This is a genomic window from Nocardia sp. NPDC005978, assembly GCF_040614455.1.
In the GTDB taxonomy this organism is placed as follows: domain Bacteria; phylum Actinomycetota; class Actinomycetes; order Mycobacteriales; family Mycobacteriaceae; genus Nocardia.
This window is the reverse complement of the sequence record NZ_JBEXUS010000084.1, coordinates 1-17,053: the sequence shown is the minus strand read 5'-3', so window position 1 is coordinate 17,053 and position 17,053 is coordinate 1. Positions and strand designations below refer to the sequence as shown.

Annotated in this window: 15 protein-coding genes; 7 read left to right on the top strand and 8 right to left on the bottom strand. The window is 68.0% G+C overall.

Annotation, left to right across the window (positions count from 1 at the left end):
* Positions 1-20 precede the first annotated feature (20 nt).
* The gene (locus ABZ319_RS29490; RefSeq protein ID WP_354989766.1) at positions 21-806 is read right to left on the bottom strand and encodes an alpha/beta hydrolase; all 786 of its coding nucleotides are present in this window, start codon (positions 804-806) and stop codon (positions 21-23) included.
* A gap of 60 nt (positions 807-866) precedes the next feature.
* On the opposite strand from ABZ319_RS29490, the gene ABZ319_RS29485 reads away from it, so the two are divergent.
* The 5 genes from ABZ319_RS29485 (at position 867) to ABZ319_RS29465 (ending at position 4,919) form a co-directional block, all read left to right on the top strand.
* Positions 867-1,220 (top strand): MerR family transcriptional regulator, encoded by a 354-nt coding sequence (locus tag ABZ319_RS29485; protein WP_354989765.1) that lies wholly within the window; start codon positions 867-869, stop codon positions 1,218-1,220.
* A gap of 272 nt (positions 1,221-1,492) precedes the next feature.
* Positions 1,493-2,893, top strand: coding sequence for an amino acid permease (locus ABZ319_RS29480; protein WP_354989784.1), 1,401 nt, complete (start codon positions 1,493-1,495; stop codon positions 2,891-2,893).
* A 10-nt stretch (positions 2,894-2,903) separates the two neighbouring features.
* Complete coding sequence (locus ABZ319_RS29475) at positions 2,904-3,716, top strand: serine hydrolase domain-containing protein (RefSeq protein WP_354989764.1); 813 nt, start codon at positions 2,904-2,906, stop codon at positions 3,714-3,716.
* Between the two features lie 118 nt (positions 3,717-3,834).
* Positions 3,835-4,368, top strand: a complete 534-nt coding sequence (locus ABZ319_RS29470) for a DUF3145 domain-containing protein (RefSeq protein ID WP_354989783.1) — start codon at positions 3,835-3,837, stop codon at positions 4,366-4,368.
* Positions 4,369-4,496: 128 nt separating this feature from the next.
* Complete coding sequence (locus tag ABZ319_RS29465) at positions 4,497-4,919, top strand: hypothetical protein (protein ID WP_354989763.1); 423 nt, start codon at positions 4,497-4,499, stop codon at positions 4,917-4,919.
* A gap of 15 nt (positions 4,920-4,934) precedes the next feature.
* On the opposite strand, the gene ABZ319_RS29460 is transcribed toward ABZ319_RS29465, so the two are convergent.
* The 7 genes from ABZ319_RS29460 to aceE all read right to left on the bottom strand — a co-directional run bounded on the left by ABZ319_RS29460 (position 4,935) and on the right by aceE (position 15,685).
* On the bottom strand, positions 4,935-6,881 hold the full coding sequence (locus ABZ319_RS29460; protein WP_354989762.1) for a protein kinase: 1,947 nt from the start codon (positions 6,879-6,881) through the stop codon (positions 4,935-4,937).
* Positions 6,882-7,149: 268 nt separating this feature from the next.
* Positions 7,150-8,580, bottom strand: a complete 1,431-nt coding sequence (locus tag ABZ319_RS29455; protein WP_354989761.1) for a carboxyl transferase domain-containing protein — start codon at positions 8,578-8,580, stop codon at positions 7,150-7,152.
* A gap of 184 nt (positions 8,581-8,764) precedes the next feature.
* Entirely contained in the window at positions 8,765-10,015 is a 1,251-nt protein-coding gene (locus ABZ319_RS29450) for a KasA/KasB family beta-ketoacyl-ACP synthase (RefSeq protein WP_354989760.1), read from the bottom strand.
* 9 nt (positions 10,016-10,024) lie between these two features.
* Complete coding sequence (gene acpM, locus ABZ319_RS29445) at positions 10,025-10,342, bottom strand: meromycolate extension acyl carrier protein AcpM (RefSeq protein ID WP_354989759.1); 318 nt, start codon at positions 10,340-10,342, stop codon at positions 10,025-10,027.
* Positions 10,343-10,427: 85 nt separating this feature from the next.
* Positions 10,428-11,342: an ACP S-malonyltransferase gene (locus tag ABZ319_RS29440; RefSeq protein ID WP_354989758.1), complete on the bottom strand. Its 915-nt coding sequence runs from the start codon at positions 11,340-11,342 to the stop codon at positions 10,428-10,430.
* Positions 11,343-11,470: 128 nt separating this feature from the next.
* Positions 11,471-12,766, bottom strand: a complete 1,296-nt coding sequence (locus tag ABZ319_RS29435) for a helix-turn-helix domain-containing protein (protein ID WP_354989782.1) — start codon at positions 12,764-12,766, stop codon at positions 11,471-11,473.
* 45 nt (positions 12,767-12,811) lie between these two features.
* Positions 12,812-15,685, bottom strand: coding sequence for a pyruvate dehydrogenase (acetyl-transferring), homodimeric type (gene aceE, locus ABZ319_RS29430; protein ID WP_354989781.1), 2,874 nt, complete (start codon positions 15,683-15,685; stop codon positions 12,812-12,814).
* 213 nt (positions 15,686-15,898) lie between these two features.
* Here aceE and ABZ319_RS29425 point away from each other — a divergent pair, with 213 nt between their 5' ends.
* Complete coding sequence (locus tag ABZ319_RS29425; RefSeq protein WP_354989757.1) at positions 15,899-16,456, top strand: hypothetical protein; 558 nt, start codon at positions 15,899-15,901, stop codon at positions 16,454-16,456.
* A 126-nt stretch (positions 16,457-16,582) separates the two neighbouring features.
* The gene (locus tag ABZ319_RS29420; protein WP_354989756.1) at positions 16,583-17,005 is read left to right on the top strand and encodes a DUF3052 domain-containing protein; all 423 of its coding nucleotides are present in this window, start codon (positions 16,583-16,585) and stop codon (positions 17,003-17,005) included.
* The last annotated feature ends 48 nt before the right edge of the window (positions 17,006-17,053 follow it).

Here is a 17,053-nt window from a genome sequence, read left to right as displayed (position 1 = left end):
CCGCCGGCCTCGACGGCTGTTCAGCGGGTGGCAGTGGCCGGCAGGTCGAGTTCGTGGCGGGTCAGGAAATCGAGGATGGTGGCGTGCCAGGCGTCGGGGTGCTCGAGCATCAGGACGTGGCCGGCGGGGATCTCCGTGTACTCCGCGCCGGGGATCCGGGCGGCCAGATCGCGGGAGTTGGCGGGGTCGACGAGTAGGTCCTCGGTGGCGGCGATGACCAGGGTCGGAACGGACAGGGCGGGGAGATCGGCGGTGACGTCGGCGGCGGCGACCAGGGCCGCCTGGGCCACCACCCCGCCGGGGATGTCGGTCGTGGCCTGGTCGATTATGTCGGTGATCTGTTGCGGGGCAAGTGCATTGGTGAACTCGGCGCTGAAGCCCGCCAGCAGGATCACGCGTGCGAAGGAGCCGGCGTCGCCCGCGGCGATCGTGCGCTGCCAGAGTTCGGCCGTCGCGCGGGCCCGGTGGTCGGCTCTGGCGAAGCCCGCGGCGAGGATCAACGCCCGGACCCGGCCGGGATGCCGGGTCGCCGCGCGGATCGCGACCGCCGACCCCAGGGAGTAGCCGATGAGGGTGAAGTCGTCCGCGCCCGAGTCGACGGCGGTGTCGACGAGCGCGTCGGCCAGGGCGTCGAGATCCAGGGGTGTGTCGTCGGCCGGATAGTCCGAGCCGATCACGGTGTGACGCTCGCGCAGCAGGGGGATCAGCGAGCCGAAGTTGGCGTCGACGCCGCCGCCCGCCCCGTGGGCGAGCACGATCGCGGGGCCGGATCCGGATACGACGGTGGAGAGCGAAATGTTCGTCATGGCACGGACGTTAGGCATTGACATGGATGTGAAGGTCAACCCCGAACGCGGGAGGTCACAGTGCTGATCGGCGAACTCGCGCGCCGGACCGGCGTCCCCGCCCGGCTGCTGCGCTACTACGAGGAACAGGCGCTGCTCACCGCCCACCGCGACCCCAACGGCTACCGCACCTACGCGCCCGACGCCCCCGCTCGCGTAGCCCGCATCCGCGAACTACTCGACGCGGGCCTGCCCACCCGCGACATCCGCGCCCTGCTGCCCTGCGTGACCGACACCGGGTTCGAGCACTGCGACCACTCGCGAAAAGTCCTGCACGACGGCCTCACCCGCCTCGACACCCGGATAGCCGACCTGACCCACCGCCGCAATCTCCTCGCCGGGCACCGGGATCAGGCGACCGCCGCCTCCGAGTAAACCGCCGGCGACGGCTCCGCCACGTCGCACATCGACCATGCCCACGCCCGCCCGGGCACCGCGGCACCCCGCCGTCACCTTGATCGCCGCCTCGGCCTGCTCCCGCGACTGCACGTTCACCAGCCGCATGTGCACCTCTCGCCGGATTCTGCGCGCTCGATAATTGCTGGGCAACGGGTTTCGGGGGTCGGACACGGGGTGTGGGGGCGGAGCGTGGGTGGATCAGCCGGTAGCGTTGGTTCGTGCCTGAACTAGCCCGGATCGCCGGTTCGTTGCTGCGAACCAAGCCCGTCGAACAGCTCGCCTCCGACGGCGAGCACACCGCCTTGCGGCGGAGTATGGGGCTGGTGCCGCTGATCTCGCTGTCGGTGGGCGCGACGCTGGGGACCGGGATCTTCGTGGTGCTGGGGGAGGCCGCGCCGCTGGCGGGGCCGGCGGTGGTCATCTCGTTCGCGATCGCGGCGCTGGCCGCGCTGTTCTCGGCGCTGTCCTACGCGGAACTGGCGGGGGCGGTGCCGGTTTCGGGGTCCGCGTACTCGTACACCTACGCCACGCTCGGGGAGATCATCGCGTGGGTGTGCGGCTGGTGCCTGCTGCTCGAATACGGGGTGTCGGTGGCGGCGGTGGCCGTCGGGTGGGGCGCGTACCTGAACGAATTCCTGGGATCGACCATCGGATGGCGCATTCCGGACGCGCTGTCCTCCGCGCCGAGCGAAGGCGGGATCATCAACCTGCCCGCGGCCGTGGTCGTGCTGATCGCGATGCTGGTGCTGCTGGACGGGATTCGAGAGAGCGCGCGGGTCACGACCGTCACCACGCTGATCAAGGTCGCGGTGCTCGTGTTCTTCGTGGTCGTCGCGGTGACCGCCTTCGACTCCGGCAACCTGCACCCCTTCGCCCCGGCCGGGGTCGCCGGCATCGGCGCGGCCGCCTCCATGGTGTTCTTCTCCTTCATCGGCTTCGATGCAGCCTCCACCGCCGGTGAGGAAGCCAAGAATCCGCAACGTGACCTGCCGCGGGCGATCATCATCTCGCTCGGCATCGTGACCCTCATGTACGTGCTGGTCGCGCTGACCGCCGTCGCCGCGGTCGGGGTCGACGAGGTGAGCGGATCGGGCGCGTCGCTCGCCACCGTCCTGGAGACCGTGACGGGGAAGGGCTGGCCCGCAACCATTCTCGCCGCCGGCGCGGTGATCGCCATCGCGTCGGTGGTGCTCACCGTGCTCTACGGGCAGACCCGCATCCTGGTCGCCATGTCCCGCGACGGGCTCATGCCGCGGGTGTTCTCCCGCGTCGGCGTCAAACGGGTGCCGACCGTCAACACGCTCATCGTCGGCGGGGTGGTCGCGGTGCTGTCCGCGCTCGTGCCGCTCGGCGAGCTCGTGAACGCCACCAACATCGGCACCCTCGTCTCGTTCGGGCTGGTGAACATCGGCGTGCTGGTGCTGCGCCGCACCAAACCCGAACTGCCGCGCACCTTCCGGACGCTGGTGCCGCTGGTGCCCGCGCTCGGCGTGGTGATGTGCGTGTGGCTGCTCGCGCATCTGCCGGGCGTGACCTGGCTGGCGTTCCTGCTCTGGTCCTCGGTCGGGCTGCTCGTCTACTTCGGCTACGGCCGCCGCCGATCGCTGCTGAACAGGACCCAGCCGTCGGGCGGCGGCGATGACTCGTAGGCTCGACGGTGTGCGAGCGCTGGAGCAGATTCGAAATTGGCCGGTTCGGCACGCCGCGGCGGGCGTCGCGGTGCGCGGTAAGGGCGGGGTCGACGCCGAGGGGGAGACCGACCGCGTCTTCCGGCTCGCGTCGGTGACCAAACCCCTTGTCGCGTACGCGGTTCTGGTCGCGGTGGAGGAGGGCGCGGTCGAACTCGACCAGCCCGCCGGTCCGCCCGGATCCACCGTGCGGCATCTGCTCGCCCACACCTCGGGGCTGGCGTTCGACACCGACGAGGTGCTGGCCGAGCCCGGGGCCCGGCGCATCTATTCGAGCGCCGGATTCGAGGTGCTCGCCGATTTCGTCGCCGAGCAAACCGGAATCGCATTCGGCCGCTATGTGCACGAGGCGGTTTTCGAGCCGCTGGGAATGACATCGTCCGTGCTCGACGGCCCGGCGGGGCATGCCGCGCGCTCGTCGGTCACCGATCTCCTGCGATTCGCCGGTGAATTGCTGGACCCGGTTGTTCTCAGTCGAGAATTGCTCACCGAGGCCAGCACAGTGCAGTTCCCGGACCGCAATGGAATACTGCCCGGCTACGGGTCGCAGCGTCCCAACGATTGGGGGCTAGGGTTCGAAATTCGCGACGACAAGCTGCCGCATTGGACCGGCGGGTCCAACTCGCCGGAGACCTTCGGGCACTTCGGGCAAACCGGCACGTTTCTGTGGGTCGACCCGGAAGTCGGCATAGCGTGTCTCGCGCTGGCGGACGAAAATTTCGGTGACTGGGCGCGCGCGGCGTGGCCGACCCTCAGCGACGCCGTGATCGCGGAGTTTGCGTAGAACGCCGACACGGCCGATAAGTAACACACGCAACACCGGACACTCCAGTAAGCTCGGGCATCGCTGGCTCGATGGGTCGTTGGGGAAGACGTCCCCGTCGGAGCCGGAGGTGTTAGTGGTGCGCGGATCGAATCAGTTCGCCGACGCGACGTCTGGTGTCGTCTACATCCACTCGTCGCCGGCCGCGCTGTGCCCGCACATCGAATGGGCACTGACCTCGACCCTCAAGGCGCCCGCGAAACTGCGCTGGACAGCACAGCCCGCGGCGCCGGGAAATTTGCGCGCGACCACCGATTGGTACGGCCCGGTCGGTACCGGCGGACGGTTAGCCAGCGCATTGCGAGACTGGACCGTACTGTCCTTCGAAGTCACCGAGGACGCCAGCGAAGGCGTGGATGGCGAACGGTTCAGTTTTGTTCCCGGCCTCGGCCTCTGGAGCGGAGCGACCAGTGCGAATGGCGATGTCATGGTCGGGGAAATGCGCCTGCGCGCCATTGTCGAGCAGGCTCGCGACAATGGCCGGGGCTCGGCGAACGACATAGCCGCCGAGATCGATCGCGCCCTCGGCACGGCCTGGGACGACGCCCTCGAACCGTTCCGCTGGGCCGAAGAGGGCGCCGAGGTCACCTGGCTGCGTCGCGACGTGGGCTGATTCGCCGGTCGCCCGGCCCCGGGAGCTCCGCACCGATACCGTCGAACGTGCGTGTCGTGCACCGGAATCGCCCGGCGCGCGTCGAGAATCCGCTGGCGGGTATTCGGCAGATCGAGACAGGAGCTCACATGCGCACGGTCATCGGTTCATCGGCCATGGTGGTACTCGGCGCCGCCGCGCTGCTCGCGGCCGCGGGCTGTAGCGACGACTCGAAGTCCGAGTCCGCACCCGCCACCTCCGCCGCACAGCCTGCCCAGGACTCCCGGCCCGCCGCCCCCCTCGACCCGAAACTCCCGGTGGTGGACTGCGGCACCGGCCCGCTGGGCCTGGCGGTCGTCGCCTACACCCAGAAAGGCACGGAGTTCTGCGGCACGGCGCTGGCCGTCACCACGTCGTACACCGATGCCCGCAAGACCCAGGAGTCCGGCGACATCCCCGTCACCATCGAGAACGTGCGCTGGATCTGCGGTGAGCGCCAGGGGGATCCGAATCCCTTCCAGGAGTGCTCGAGCCAGAACGAGTCGGCGGACCGCATTCGGCTCCAATCCTGAACGTGTGGCGGCGGATCACCGCCCGGCGCGGCGCACCGCGACGAGATTGACGACCGCGAGCGCCACCAGGGTCACTCCGAAGATCGCAGGCGCGACCATGTAGTTGTCAATCGACACCGCGGCGGTGTTGGTATCGACAACCAGGCTCTGGGTGACCAGGAAGACCGTGAGCAGGGCGCCGCCCACCGCCCAGCCCAGCACGATCGCGCCGAAGATCCTGCGCGGCATCAGGAATGCGGCTGCGATCGGCACGACGGCGGCGAACAACGCGGCGGTGGTGAACTGCCAGGAATAGCCCGGGCTCAACGCCGCCCGCTCGTCGATCGGCGAATGCGCCAGCAGCAGCGCCGCCGAGCCCACCCCGCCCAGGATCGCGCCGGCGATCCCGAATCCGTCGCGCGGCGACCGGAACTCGATCTCTCGCCGCCATCCGGCCAACAGCGCGACCACCCCGGCGACGCCGCCCGCGACGATCAACGCCTGCCCGCCGACCAGCAGCTTGTATCCGGTCGCGACCTCGAGGTCCGAGCCGCTGCTCGCCATCCACCCGGGCAACGCGGCGAAGGCGATCACGCCCCACAATGCGGCCAGCCCGAATCCGGTCAGCAGCGCCGAACACACCTCCCGCCCGATCCGCCGGCCGAAGAGGACCTTCTGATCGCAGGCGAGCGCCCCCGTCACCACGGCCCCGAATCCGAGCGCGCGGACGTAGAAGTCGCCGTGGTTCAGCACGAGCCCGATGTCGTAGGGGTGCCCGTAACTTATGCCTTGATAGCTATAAATCGCGAAGGTCTCACCCCCGCTCCACAGCGCCAGTACCCCGCCGAGCAGAACCGCGATCCCCGCCACCCAATTGCAGATTCGGACAAACCTCTCCCGATTGGGAGTAGTTGGCACCGGCACGGCCGACTCGGCTGTGGCCGGGGCATTTCCGCCTGGCGCGCCGGGATGCCCGGGCATCGGTGTGCGGGCGGCGGAGTCGCTGCGGTCGGGTGGGTAGGGGAGGGTCTCGTCGTGTTCGGCGGTTGGGAGCGGGGTGGGGTCCGGCGCGGGTCGTGGGCCGGATTGTTCGGTGGATGCGGGGGATCCGGCGGTGGTGGGGCGGCGGATCCGGGTCGGGTGGGTGGCCTGGTTCAGGACCGCGCGGGCTGCGGTCGCAAGGTCGGTACAGGTGGGGTAGCGGTTGCGGGGGTCTTTCGCGAGGGCCGTGGCTATCACGTTGTTCAGGGCCGGGGGGAGGTCGGGGCGCAGGTCGGTGGGGCGCGGGGGTGGAGTGTGCATGTGGGCGGCGATCACGGGGGCCGGATCGCGGTGGGGGAAGGGCTTTCGGCCGGTGAGGATCTCGTAGAAGGTGCAGCCGAGGGAGTAGATGTCGGCGCGGTGGTCGGCCGGATCGCCGTTGAAGCGTTCGGGGGCCGTGTAGGCCAGGGTCGCCACCAGGTGGGTGACGGTGAGGGAGTCGTCGAACGCGCGGGCTATCCCGAAATCCGAGAGCACCGCGCGATCGGCGTCGTCATCGCTGCGATCGATGAGGATGTTCGCCGGTTTCACATCGCGGTGCAGGATGCCGTGCCGGTGCGCGTAGTCCAGGGCGCGGGCCGCGTCGGTGAGCAGGTGCACCGCGACCTCGGCCGGCACGTGCCCGCGCGCGGCGGCCATGAGATCGGCGGCGTCCCCGCCGTTGACGAACTTCATGCAGATCCACGGGTTCTCGTCGTCCGGGCCGCTGCGGTCGTAGATGGGCACGATGTGCGGATGCTCCAGCCGCGCCACCAGCGCGGCCTCGCGATCGAACCGCGCGCGCACGCCCGCGTCCCGGGCCGCGTCGTCGTTGAGGATCTTGAGCGCGATACGACGTTCGAGGCGCGGATGCCCGGCGAGATACACCCGGCCCATGCCGCCCACGCCCAGTTCGCGTTCGATCGTGTACCCGGCGAAGACCGCCCCCGGATCCAGCCGCATAGCGCCGCCTCCGCCGAAATTCCCTGTGCCAGCGAGAAAACCCTACGCCCCCGGCGCGTGCGGGGCAGGGGATCGGCTCGAGGCAGCCGCCGCACCGGCAGGCTCGGCGGACGGGCGGCGACCCCGAGGACGCGAACGACAGCGATGGCCGCTTCGTCCCGGCTCCACGCGGGCATCGGGATCGAGCGGCCGTGACCGCGTGTCGTAACCCGCGCGAACGACAGTGGGCGGCCTCCGAGGAGACCGCCCACCGCCGTGCCGTAAGTGCTTACAGCGGAATGTTCTTCAGGTGGCTCGGCCGCGACGGCGCGGCGGCCAGGGCCGCGGCGATGACCGACCGGGTCTTGGCCGGATCGATGATCTCGTCGACCACGCCGATGGCCACGGCCCGTTCCACACCGCCCGCGATCTGCTCGTGCTCGACGGTGAGACGCTCGATCAGCGCCTCGCGCTCGGCCTCGGGCGCGGCGGCGATGGCCTTCTTGTGCAGAATGCCGACCGCGGCCTTGGCGCCCATGACCGCGACCTCGGAGCCCGGCCAGGCATACACCGCGGTCGCGCCCAGCGAGCGGGCGTTCATCGCGATGTAGGCGCCGCCGTAGATCTTCCGGGTCACCAGGGTGACGCGCGGGACGCGGGCCTCGGCGAACGCGTGCAGCAGCTTCGCGCCGCGGCGCACCACGCCCTCCCACTCCATGCCGACACCGGGCAGATACCCCGGGACGTCGGTCAGGACCACCAGCGGAATGCCGAACGAGTTGCACAGGCGCACGAAACGCGCGGCCTTCTCGGCGCTCTCGGAGTTCAGGCAGCCGCCCATTCGAATCGGGTTGTTGGCCAGCACGCCGACGGTCCGCCCGCCGAGGCGGCCGAGGCCGGTGACGATGCTGCGGGCGTAACCGCCCTGCATCTCCTCGAAAGTGCTTTCGCCGTCCACGTTGTCGAGCAGTTCGTGCACGATCGGCTTGACGTCGTAGGCGCGCTTGGCCGACTCGGGCAGCATGGCCTTGAGGTCGACGTCGCCGTGCGCGGCGGCGGTGAGATCGAATTCGCCCTGTTCGGCGAACATCGAGACCAGGCGACGGCCTCGATGCATGGCATCGGCCTCGTCGTCGGCCACGATGTGGCAGACGCCGGACTTCTTGCCGTGGGTGACCGGCCCGCCCAGGGTCGCCATATCCACGTTCTCGCCGGTGACCGAGCGAACCACGTCGGGACCGGTGACGAAGATACGGCCTTCGGGGGCCATGATCACGATGTCGGTGAGTGCCGGACCGTACGCGGCGCCGCCGGCGGCGAAGCCGAGCACCACGGAGATCTGCGGGACGAGACCGGACGCGCGGACCATGGCCTCGAAGACCAATCCGACGGCGTGCAGGGCCTCGACACCCTCGGCGAGCCGGGCGCCGCCCGAATGCCAGATGCCGACAACAGGAGTCTTGGAGTCGATCGCGGTATCGATCGCGTCGACGATGTGCTTGCAGCCCTCCACGCCCATCGCGCCACCCATGACGGTGGCGTCGGAGCAGTAGGCGATGGTGCGCACGCCATCGACTTCGCCGATCGCGGCGAGCACACCCGACTTGTCACGGGGATGCAGCGGAAGAACGGTGCCGGGATCGAAGAATCGCTGCAACCGGCCCAGCGGGTCGCGGGGATCGGTCGCGGTATCAGCATGAGCGGGGGCCATTATGGTCATCGCAAACTCTCCTCTTGGTAAGGAAGTGCGGTCGCTGAGAGCGGCTGCGAAATGTCGAAGTCCCGGCGGGAAGTTTCTCGTGGGGAGCCCAGTGGGTGCGGGTTCCCCATCAGAAGTCCCCGCCGGGACCACTTGTCTTACGAACCGGCGCTGATCCGAGTCGTGTTACCGACTCGGAGATGCGTCAGTACCGGCCGAAGGCGAGCGCGACATTGTGCCCACCGAAACCGAAAGAGTTGTTGATCGCGTACTCGATGTCCTGACGACGAGCTTCGCCGTGCACGACATCCAGGTCGATCTCCGGATCCTGGTTCTCGAGGTTCAGCGTCGGGGGGACGATGCCGTCCCGAACGCTGAGCACCGTGAGCACCGACTCGAGGGCGCCGACGGCGCCGATCGAGTGGCCCAGGGCGGACTTGGGCGCGTAGACCGAGGCGTGCGAAACGCCTGCCTTGTGAATCGCGTTCTTCTCCGCGAGGTCACCGATGGGGGTGGCCGTCGCGTGAGCGTTGACGTGGGTGATGTCCTTGGGGGACAGACCCGCCGTCTGGATGGCCCGGGTCATCGCGCGACCCGCGCCGGTGCCCTCCGGATCCGGCGCCACCAGGTGGTAGCCGTCCGAAGTGATACCCGCGCCCATCAATCGGGCGTGGATGGTGGCGCCACGTGCCTTGGCGTGCTCCTCGGTCTCGAGGACCATGAGCGCGCCCGCTTCGCCGAAGACGAAGCCGTCGCGATCCTTGTCGAAGGGACGCGAGGCGCCCTTCGGATCGTCGTTGCGGGTGCTCATCGCACGCATCATCGAGAATGCCGCGATCGGCACCGCGTCGATGAAACCTTCGACGCCACCGGTGACGACCATGTCGGCGTCACCCATGGCGATCATCCGCCACGCGTTGGCGATGGCCTCCGAACCCGACGAGCACGCGGAGACGGGAGTGATCACTCCTGCCCGGGCCTTGAGTTCGAGACCGACGACAGCCGACGGACCGTTCGGCATGACCATCTGAACAGCCAGCGGCGAGATCTTGCGATAGCCGCCGTTCTTCAGCTTGTCGACCGAGTCGATGAGGGCGTCGCCGCCGCCGAGACCGGTTCCGATGGCGACACCCAGTCGCAGCGGGTCGATCTCCGGCGTGCCGGCGTTCTTCCACACCTCACGACCGAGGATCATCGCCAGCTGCTCGACATAGGCGAGCCGCCGGCATTCGACCCGGCTCAGCAGGGTGTCCGGCCGAACCTTCAAGTGACCACCGATACGGACCGGGAGGTCGTACTCGGTGATGAAGTCATCCTCGAGAACGTCGATGCCGCTCTCGCCGTTGAGGAGGCCCTTCCACGTCGCATCGACGTCACCGGCGATCGACGTGGTCGCCGCCATGCTGGTTACGACGATGTTGGGGAAGTTCCCGTTCAAGGTGGAAGGAGTGGTCACAGTTCGGTCCTACTCGCTTCCGAACTTGGCCTTGAGCTCGCTGGCCGCATCGGCGTTCTCGGCCTCGAGCTTCTGGATGTACGACACGGCGTCGCCGACGGTCTTCAGGCTGGCGAGATCCTCGTCGGGGATCTTCACGCCGTACTTGTCCTCGGTCTGAACGGCGATCTCGACCATCGAAAGGGAGTCGATGTCCAGGTCGTCGACGAAGGACTTCTCGATCGTGACCTCGGAGGGCTCGATACCGGTCACCTCTTCGATGATCTTGCCAAGCTCTTCGACGATCTGTTCCTGGGTCAAAGCGGCCACTGTGGTGGCTCCCTTCATATTCCTGATAGTTGGTCGGATTGTTTTTTTGTTGCTGCGGTCGTATTCGCGTCGTCGCCGTTGACGATGCGGACCGCGAGTCAAGCTAGTCGGTAGCTGTGAGCTCGACCAGCGCGGGGATGTCCGCGGGGGTCTTGAGCGCCAGATTCGGGGTGCCCTTGAGCTCCCGCTTGGCGATACCGACCAGGGTTCCCGCCGGCGGCAGCTCTGCCACCGCGGAAACGCCCGCCGCACGGACGGTTTCGGTGCACAGGTCCCACCGCACGGGGCGGGTGACCTGGGCAGCGAGCTTGTCGATCGCGTCCTGGCCCGAGGCGACCGGCTTGCCGTCGAAGTTCGACAGCAGCGTTCGCACCGGCTCGCCGGGAACGATCTTGGCAATGGCCGCGGCCACGGCGTCCTGGGCAGGAGCCATGAATGCGGTGTGGAAGGCGCCGGCGACCGGCAGAGCCCGGACCCGCGCCTTCTCCGGCGCACTGTCCGCGAGCTCGGCGAGCGCGTCCAGCCTACCGGCGGCCACGATCTGACCGACCGCGTTGCGGTTGGCCGGGATCAGGCCGAGTTCTTCGAGCCGGGCGAGCACGGCGGCTTCGTCACCACCGAGCACCGCGGACATTCCGGTCGGCTCGAGTGCGCAAGCCTTGGCCATCTCCGCGCCGCGGAGGGCGGCCAGTGCCACCGCGTCATCGGCGGAGATGACTCCGGCGACGGCAGCGGCGGCGAGTTCGCCGACCGAGTGTCCGGCGACGATGGTATCGCCGGGCAGCGAATCCTGGGGGATTTCCGCGAAAGCCAACAGGGCAGCCGCCACAACCAGGGGCTGAGTCACCGCGGTGTCGGTGATCTCCTCCGCGGTTGCGGTCGTGCCCAAGCGAAGCAGGTCCAGTCCCGAGGCCTTCGACCACAGTGCGATTCGATCAACCGCACCGGGCAGTTCGAGCCATGGGGTGAGCATGCCTGGTGTCTGAGAGCCCTGTCCGGGCGCGAACAACGCGATCACGCCTCTAAGAAAACACTGTGAGGCGGGTCTCCAGAGATGTCGGCGCGAATGAAGGTTTGCGAGCAGTTTTGTGGGGAGTCCACAAACGGCCACGTGGCTCGGCCGGATCGTCCGATTCCCGAATCGCGTTACACCCCATCCGCCGGGTCTGTGACGGGCGCTACATCTGAGGCTGAAGTGGGCGATTCGTTACGGGTTCGTGTCAGCCTGCCTATCGTGGAGGCGATTCGTAACACGTAGGCATCGCGCGGATTCATCGGATCCCGGCCCGTGATGTCGGCGATGCGCTTCAACCGATAGCGGACGGTGTTTGGATGAACGAACAGTTGCCGCGCACAAGTTTCGACGGCTCCGCCGCAGTCCAGATAGGCGTCCAAGGTGTTGGCCAGGTCGCTGGCGGCGGCCAACGGTAACACAAGATTCTCGTTGAGGGCGTTCACAGCCGCCCGATCCCCGAGCAGGGCCCGTTCGGGCAGGAGTTCGGAGGCGTGCACCGGGCGCGGCGCGCCCCGCCAGCCCACCACGGCCTCCATGCCCGCCATCGCTTCGACCGAGCTGATGTGGGCCGCGGACAGCGTGCGGGTGGTCGGGCCGATGACCACGGGGCCGTCGGAGAAGACCTCGGCGAGCAGGTCCGCCAGGAACGGCGAGGGATAGAGGGGATCGCCCAGATGGCCGCTGACGACCATCACCAGCCGGGCGCCCTGCACCACGGCCAGGGCCGCGCGATTGTGCCGGGCGGCGATGGCGTGCACCGCGCCCATGCTGTTGACCTGATCGCTGGGCGGGGTGCCCACCAGCACGGTGGCCGGGGCGGTCGCGTCCCAATTCAAAGTCGCTGCGCGCGAGAGCATTTCGGGGCCGGTATCGCCGCGTACGACGGCGTCCACGACCAGCGCCTCCAGCCGGGTGTCCCACGCGCCACGCGATTCGGCGGCGCTGGCGTACACCGAGGCGGCCGCGAATCCGAGCTCACGCCCGTATCGCAGCACGGCCTCGGTGAGCGCCACCAGCTGGCGGTCGTTGCGGGCGAGGGCGGGCAGCCACTGTTCGAAGAACTCCATGGCCACCCGCACCATGTCGACGGTCTGGCGCAGCGTCAGGCGCCGCGCCAGATCGTCCGGGATCACCTGGAAGGCGTCCAGGCTGAACCTGATGTCGCTCTCGGGATCCTGCAGCCACTCCAGGAAGTTCACCACCGCCGTCTGCACCAGCATCTGGACCCCGGCCCGTTGGGCGGCATCGAGATTGGCGAAGAACGGCAACCGATCCTGCATCGACGACACGGCCTCGGTGGAGAGCCGGCCCGAGAACTGCTTCACCCGTTTGAGCAGGGTGTCCGGCAGTGGATCCCGGGTTTGCCGATTCGGGGAGAGCGCGCCGGTCGGGAGGTAGACCTCGTGTTCGGAGGAGCCTTCGTTGATCCGGCGCGGCCTCGGCGGTTTACGTTCCACGGTGTTTATCGTGCGTTATGCGTCTCCGCCTTCGGTACCGGGTGCCGCCTTCGGCGCGGCGTTGACATCGTCGATGCGGTAGCGCGCGGCGGCCTCGACCAGCTTGGCCTGGTCGATCTTGCCCGATTTGGCCAATCCGGACAGGGCCGCCATCACGATCGACGCCGCGTCCACATTGAAGACCCGGCGTGCCGCGGGCCGCGTGTCGGAGAACCCGAAACCGTCGGTACCGAGGGAGATGAACTCGCCCGGAACCCACTGGCGGATCTGATCGGGCACCGCGCGCATCCAGTCCGAGGCGGCCACGAAGGGACCCTCGGCCTGCGAAAGCGCCTGTGTCACATAGGGCTGACCCGGATCGGTGTCCGGATGGCGCAGTCGCGCGATCTCCTTGGCCAGGGCTTCCTTGCGGAGTTCGCCCCAGGAGGTCACCGACCAGACATCGGCCTGCACACCCCACTCGTCGGCCAGCATCTGCTGTGCGCGCAGGCCGTCGGGCATGGTCACGCCCGCCACCAGAATCTGCGCGCGCAACGCGCCCTCGCCGCCGCGCTTGTAGAGATAGATGCCCTTGAGCAGCCCCTCCACATCCAGGTGCTCGGGCTCGGCCGGCTGGGACTGCGGCTCGTTGTAGAGGGTGATGTAGTAGAAGATGTCCTCGCCGCCGAACTCGTGATGCTCCGAGCGCGCCTCGGGATCGGTGCCCGGCAGGGCTTCCTGGTAACCGGTGATGCCGACGCCGCCGCCGTACATCCGGCGCAGGCCGTCCCGCACGATGTGGGCGAGCTCGAAGGCGAACGCCGGATCGTAGGGCACGCAGGCCGGATTGGTGGAGGCGAGCAGCAGCGAATGACCGTCGTTGTGCTGCAGGCCCTCACCGGTCAGCGTGGTTCGCCCGGCGGTTGCCCCGAGGACGAATCCGCGCGCCATCTGATCCGCTGCCGCCCAGAGACCGTCGCCGGTGCGCTGGAAGCCGAACATCGAATAGAAGATGTAGAGCGGGATCATCGGCTCGCCGTGGGTGGCGTAGGAGGTGCCCACCGCGGTGAACGACGCGGTCGATCCGGCCTCGTTGATGCCCTCGTGCAGGATCTGGCCGACCGAGGATTCTTTGTAGGCAAGCATCAAATCGGCGTCGACCGATGTGTACAACTGGCCGTTGCGGTTGTAGATCTTCAATGACGGGAACCACGAGTCCATACCGAAGGTGCGGGCCTCGTCGGGGATGATCGGCACGATGCGCTTGCCGATCTCCTTGTCGCGCAGCAGTTCCTTCATCAGGCGAACGAAGGCCATCGTGGTGGCCACGCTCTGCTTGCCCGAGCCCTTGCGGACGGTGCGGTACGCCTCGTCGCCGGGGAGTTGCAGAGGCTTTGCCGCGGTGCGCCTTTCGGGCAGGAAACCGCCCAGGTTCGCGCGCCGGCCCATCATGTACTGGATCTCCGGGGCGTCCATGCCGGGGTGGTAGTACGGGGGCAGGTACGGGTTCTTCTCGAGCTGCTCGTCGGTGATGGGGATGCGCTGCACGTCCCGGAAGGCCTTGAGGTCGTCCAGGGTCATCTTCTTCATCTGGTGCGTGGCGTTGCGGGCTTCGAAGTGCTTGCCCAGGCCGTAGCCCTTGATGGTCTTGGCGATGATGACGGTCGGCTGTCCCTTGTGCGCCATGGCCGCCGCGTAGGCCGCGTAGACCTTGCGGTAGTCGTGGCCGCCGCGCTTGAGGTTCCAGATGTCGCCGTCCGAGAGGCCCTTGACCAGTTCCTTGGTGCGCGGGTCGCGGCCGAAGAAGTGCTCGCGCACGTACGCGCCGTCGTTGGCCTTGTAGGTCTGGAAGTCGCCGTCGGGGGTGGTGTTCATCAGGTTAACCAGCGCGCCGTCGCGGTCGGCCTGCAGCAGGGCGTCCCATTCGCGGCCCCAGACGACCTTGATGACGTTCCAGCCGGCGCCGCGGAAGAACGCCTCGAGTTCCTGCACGATCTTGCCGTTGCCGCGGACGGGGCCGTCCAGGCGCTGCAGGTTGGCGTTGATGACGAAGGTGAGGTTGTCCAGGCCCTCGTTGGCGGCGACCTGAATGAGCCCGCGCGATTCGGGCTCGTCCATCTCGCCGTCGCCCAGGAACGCCCACACGTGCTGATCGGAGGTGTCCTTGAGGCCGCGATCGTGCAGGTAGTGGTTGAAGCGCGCCTGGTAGATCGCGTTCATCGGACCCAAACCCATGGAGACCGTGGGGAATTCCCAGAAGTCCGGCATGAGGCGCGGGTGCGGGTAGGACGACAGGCCCGCGCCGGGACCGCCGTGGGAGTACTCCTGGCGGAAGCCGTCGAGCTGATCCTCGCTCAGGCGGCCTTCGAGGAAGGCGCGCGCGTACACGCCGGGGGAGGCGTGGCCCTGGATGAAGATCTGGTCGCCGCCGCCCGCGTGGTCCTTGCCGCGGAAGAAGTGGTTGAAGCCCACCTCGTACAGCGCCGAGGAGGAGGCGTAGGTCGAAATGTGGCCGCCCACACCGATTCCCGGTCGCTGTGCGCGGTGCACCATGACCGCCGCGTTCCAGCGGATGTAGGCGCGGAAGCGGCGCTCTACCTCTTCGTCACCCGGAAACCAGGGTTCGTTCTCGGTGGGGATGGTGTTGACGTAGTCGGTGGAGGTGAGCGCCGGAATGGCGACGTGGCGTTCGCCGGCGCGCTCGAGCAGGCGCAGCATGAGGTAACGGGCGCGGCCGGGGCCTTCTCGCTTCAGCATTTCGTCGAAGGAGTCGAGCCATTCGCTGGTCTCTTCGGGATCGATGTCCGGAAGGTATGACGCCACCCCCTCGCGGATCACTCGGACCCGGCCCCCCGCCGGGGCTTTTCGTGCCGGGCCGTTTGTGGGACTCGACGAAGAAATCGGGTGCATCAGGTCGGTCAAGACGATTGCTCCTCGTACACAGGGATGAGACATCTGATAAGGCGTCATTACCCCGGGTTGTCGCTGGTGGGCGGCATACCCGTAACGATTGGTCCAGGGCGCACCTCACATCCTTGTGCATGGTGCGTCCCAGGTCATCATGTCAGTCGAGAATCGCGTACGGTTTCCAGGGAACCGGCCGAGGCAGGAACGGGGAGGACGATGAAGTTGCTGAACCCGCGGAGGTTCGGATTGGCCTGTGCCACAGCCACGGTCGGTCTGGGGCTGGTTTTGGCCGGTTGCGCCAATGAAATCGAGGGTACGCCGACGGTGAACGAGGCCGACGCGACCGCGTATCGGGCCGAGGCGGCGACGTCGTCGGCGGCCGCGAGCTCGTCGAAGAAGGCGGCGGCCGAGGCGAAGGCGACGGCCGACAACTGCACTCCGTTCCGCACCACGACCGGCACGGCTGTGGATCGCTACAACGATTTCGTCGACGCGCACGACGCCAACGCGGGGGACCAGACCGCGAAGCGCGACACCGCCGCCACCGCGCTGGAGGACGCCGCGCGGACCGTCGAGGCTCAGGTGAGTGCCTCGGGTGCGGACCTGCCCGCCGAGCTGGCGCAGAAGTTCACGGACTACGTGGCCGCCGCGCGCGGACTCGCCGCGGAAGTGAGCAAAATGTCCAGTACGGCGCTCGTGGGACCGCTCAACGACGCAAGTCGCAAGGTCAACGATGCTTTGAACGCCGTTCGGAGCGCCTGCCCGGCCCGGTGAGGCCGTGCCGTCCGGAGTCTCACATACGACATTTAGGGTGCGAATTCGGTCGATCAGCTTGCGCTGCGGCCCATAACCATGTTCGCTTGCATCTACCTATTGTCTGGAGTTGAGGAGGACGCCACCGTGGTCGCCGCGGCGGACGCGCAGAACTACGCTCAGAAGCTTGGCATTTCACACGGAATGGTGATTCAGGAACTGGGCTGGGACGACGATACCGACGACGACCTGCGGGCCGCCGTTGAAGAGGCCATCGGGTCGGAACTGCTCGACGAAGACACCGATGAGGTCGTCGACGCCGTGCTCTTGTGGTGGCGGGATGGTGACGGCGACCTGGTCGACGAGCTCCTCAATGTCATCACGCCGCTGGCCGATGACGGCATCGTCTGGGTCCTGACCCCCAAGACCGGGCATCCCGGCCATGTCGATCCGGCGGAGATCGCCGAATCGGCTCAGCCGGCCGGCCTGACCCAGACCTCGTCGATCAGCCTCGGTGATTGGTCCGGCAGCCGCCTGGTGCAGCCCAAGACGCCCTCGAAGCAGCGCTGAGCCGCTTCGCTAAGGTTTTCCGGTAGACGGCGCGCCACCTCGTGTGGC

Excerpts from the sequence above, each read along its gene's own strand:
- ABZ319_RS29425 (WP_354989757.1), top strand. The coding sequence starts at position 15,899 with ATGAAGTTGCTGAACCCGCGGAGGTTCGGATTGGCCTGTGCCACAGCC.
- ABZ319_RS29460 (WP_354989762.1), bottom strand. The coding sequence starts at position 6,881 with ATGCGGCTGGATCCGGGGGCGGTCTTCGCCGGGTACACGATCGAACGC.
- ABZ319_RS29490 (WP_354989766.1), bottom strand. The coding sequence starts at position 806 with ATGACGAACATTTCGCTCTCCACCGTCGTATCCGGATCCGGCCCCGCG.
- ABZ319_RS29465 (WP_354989763.1), top strand. The coding sequence starts at position 4,497 with ATGCGCACGGTCATCGGTTCATCGGCCATGGTGGTACTCGGCGCCGCC.
- acpM (WP_354989759.1), bottom strand. The coding sequence starts at position 10,342 with ATGAAGGGAGCCACCACAGTGGCCGCTTTGACCCAGGAACAGATCGTC.
- aceE (WP_354989781.1), bottom strand. The coding sequence starts at position 15,685 with ATGCACCCGATTTCTTCGTCGAGTCCCACAAACGGCCCGGCACGAAAA.
- ABZ319_RS29455 (WP_354989761.1), bottom strand. The coding sequence starts at position 8,580 with ATGACCATAATGGCCCCCGCTCATGCTGATACCGCGACCGATCCCCGC.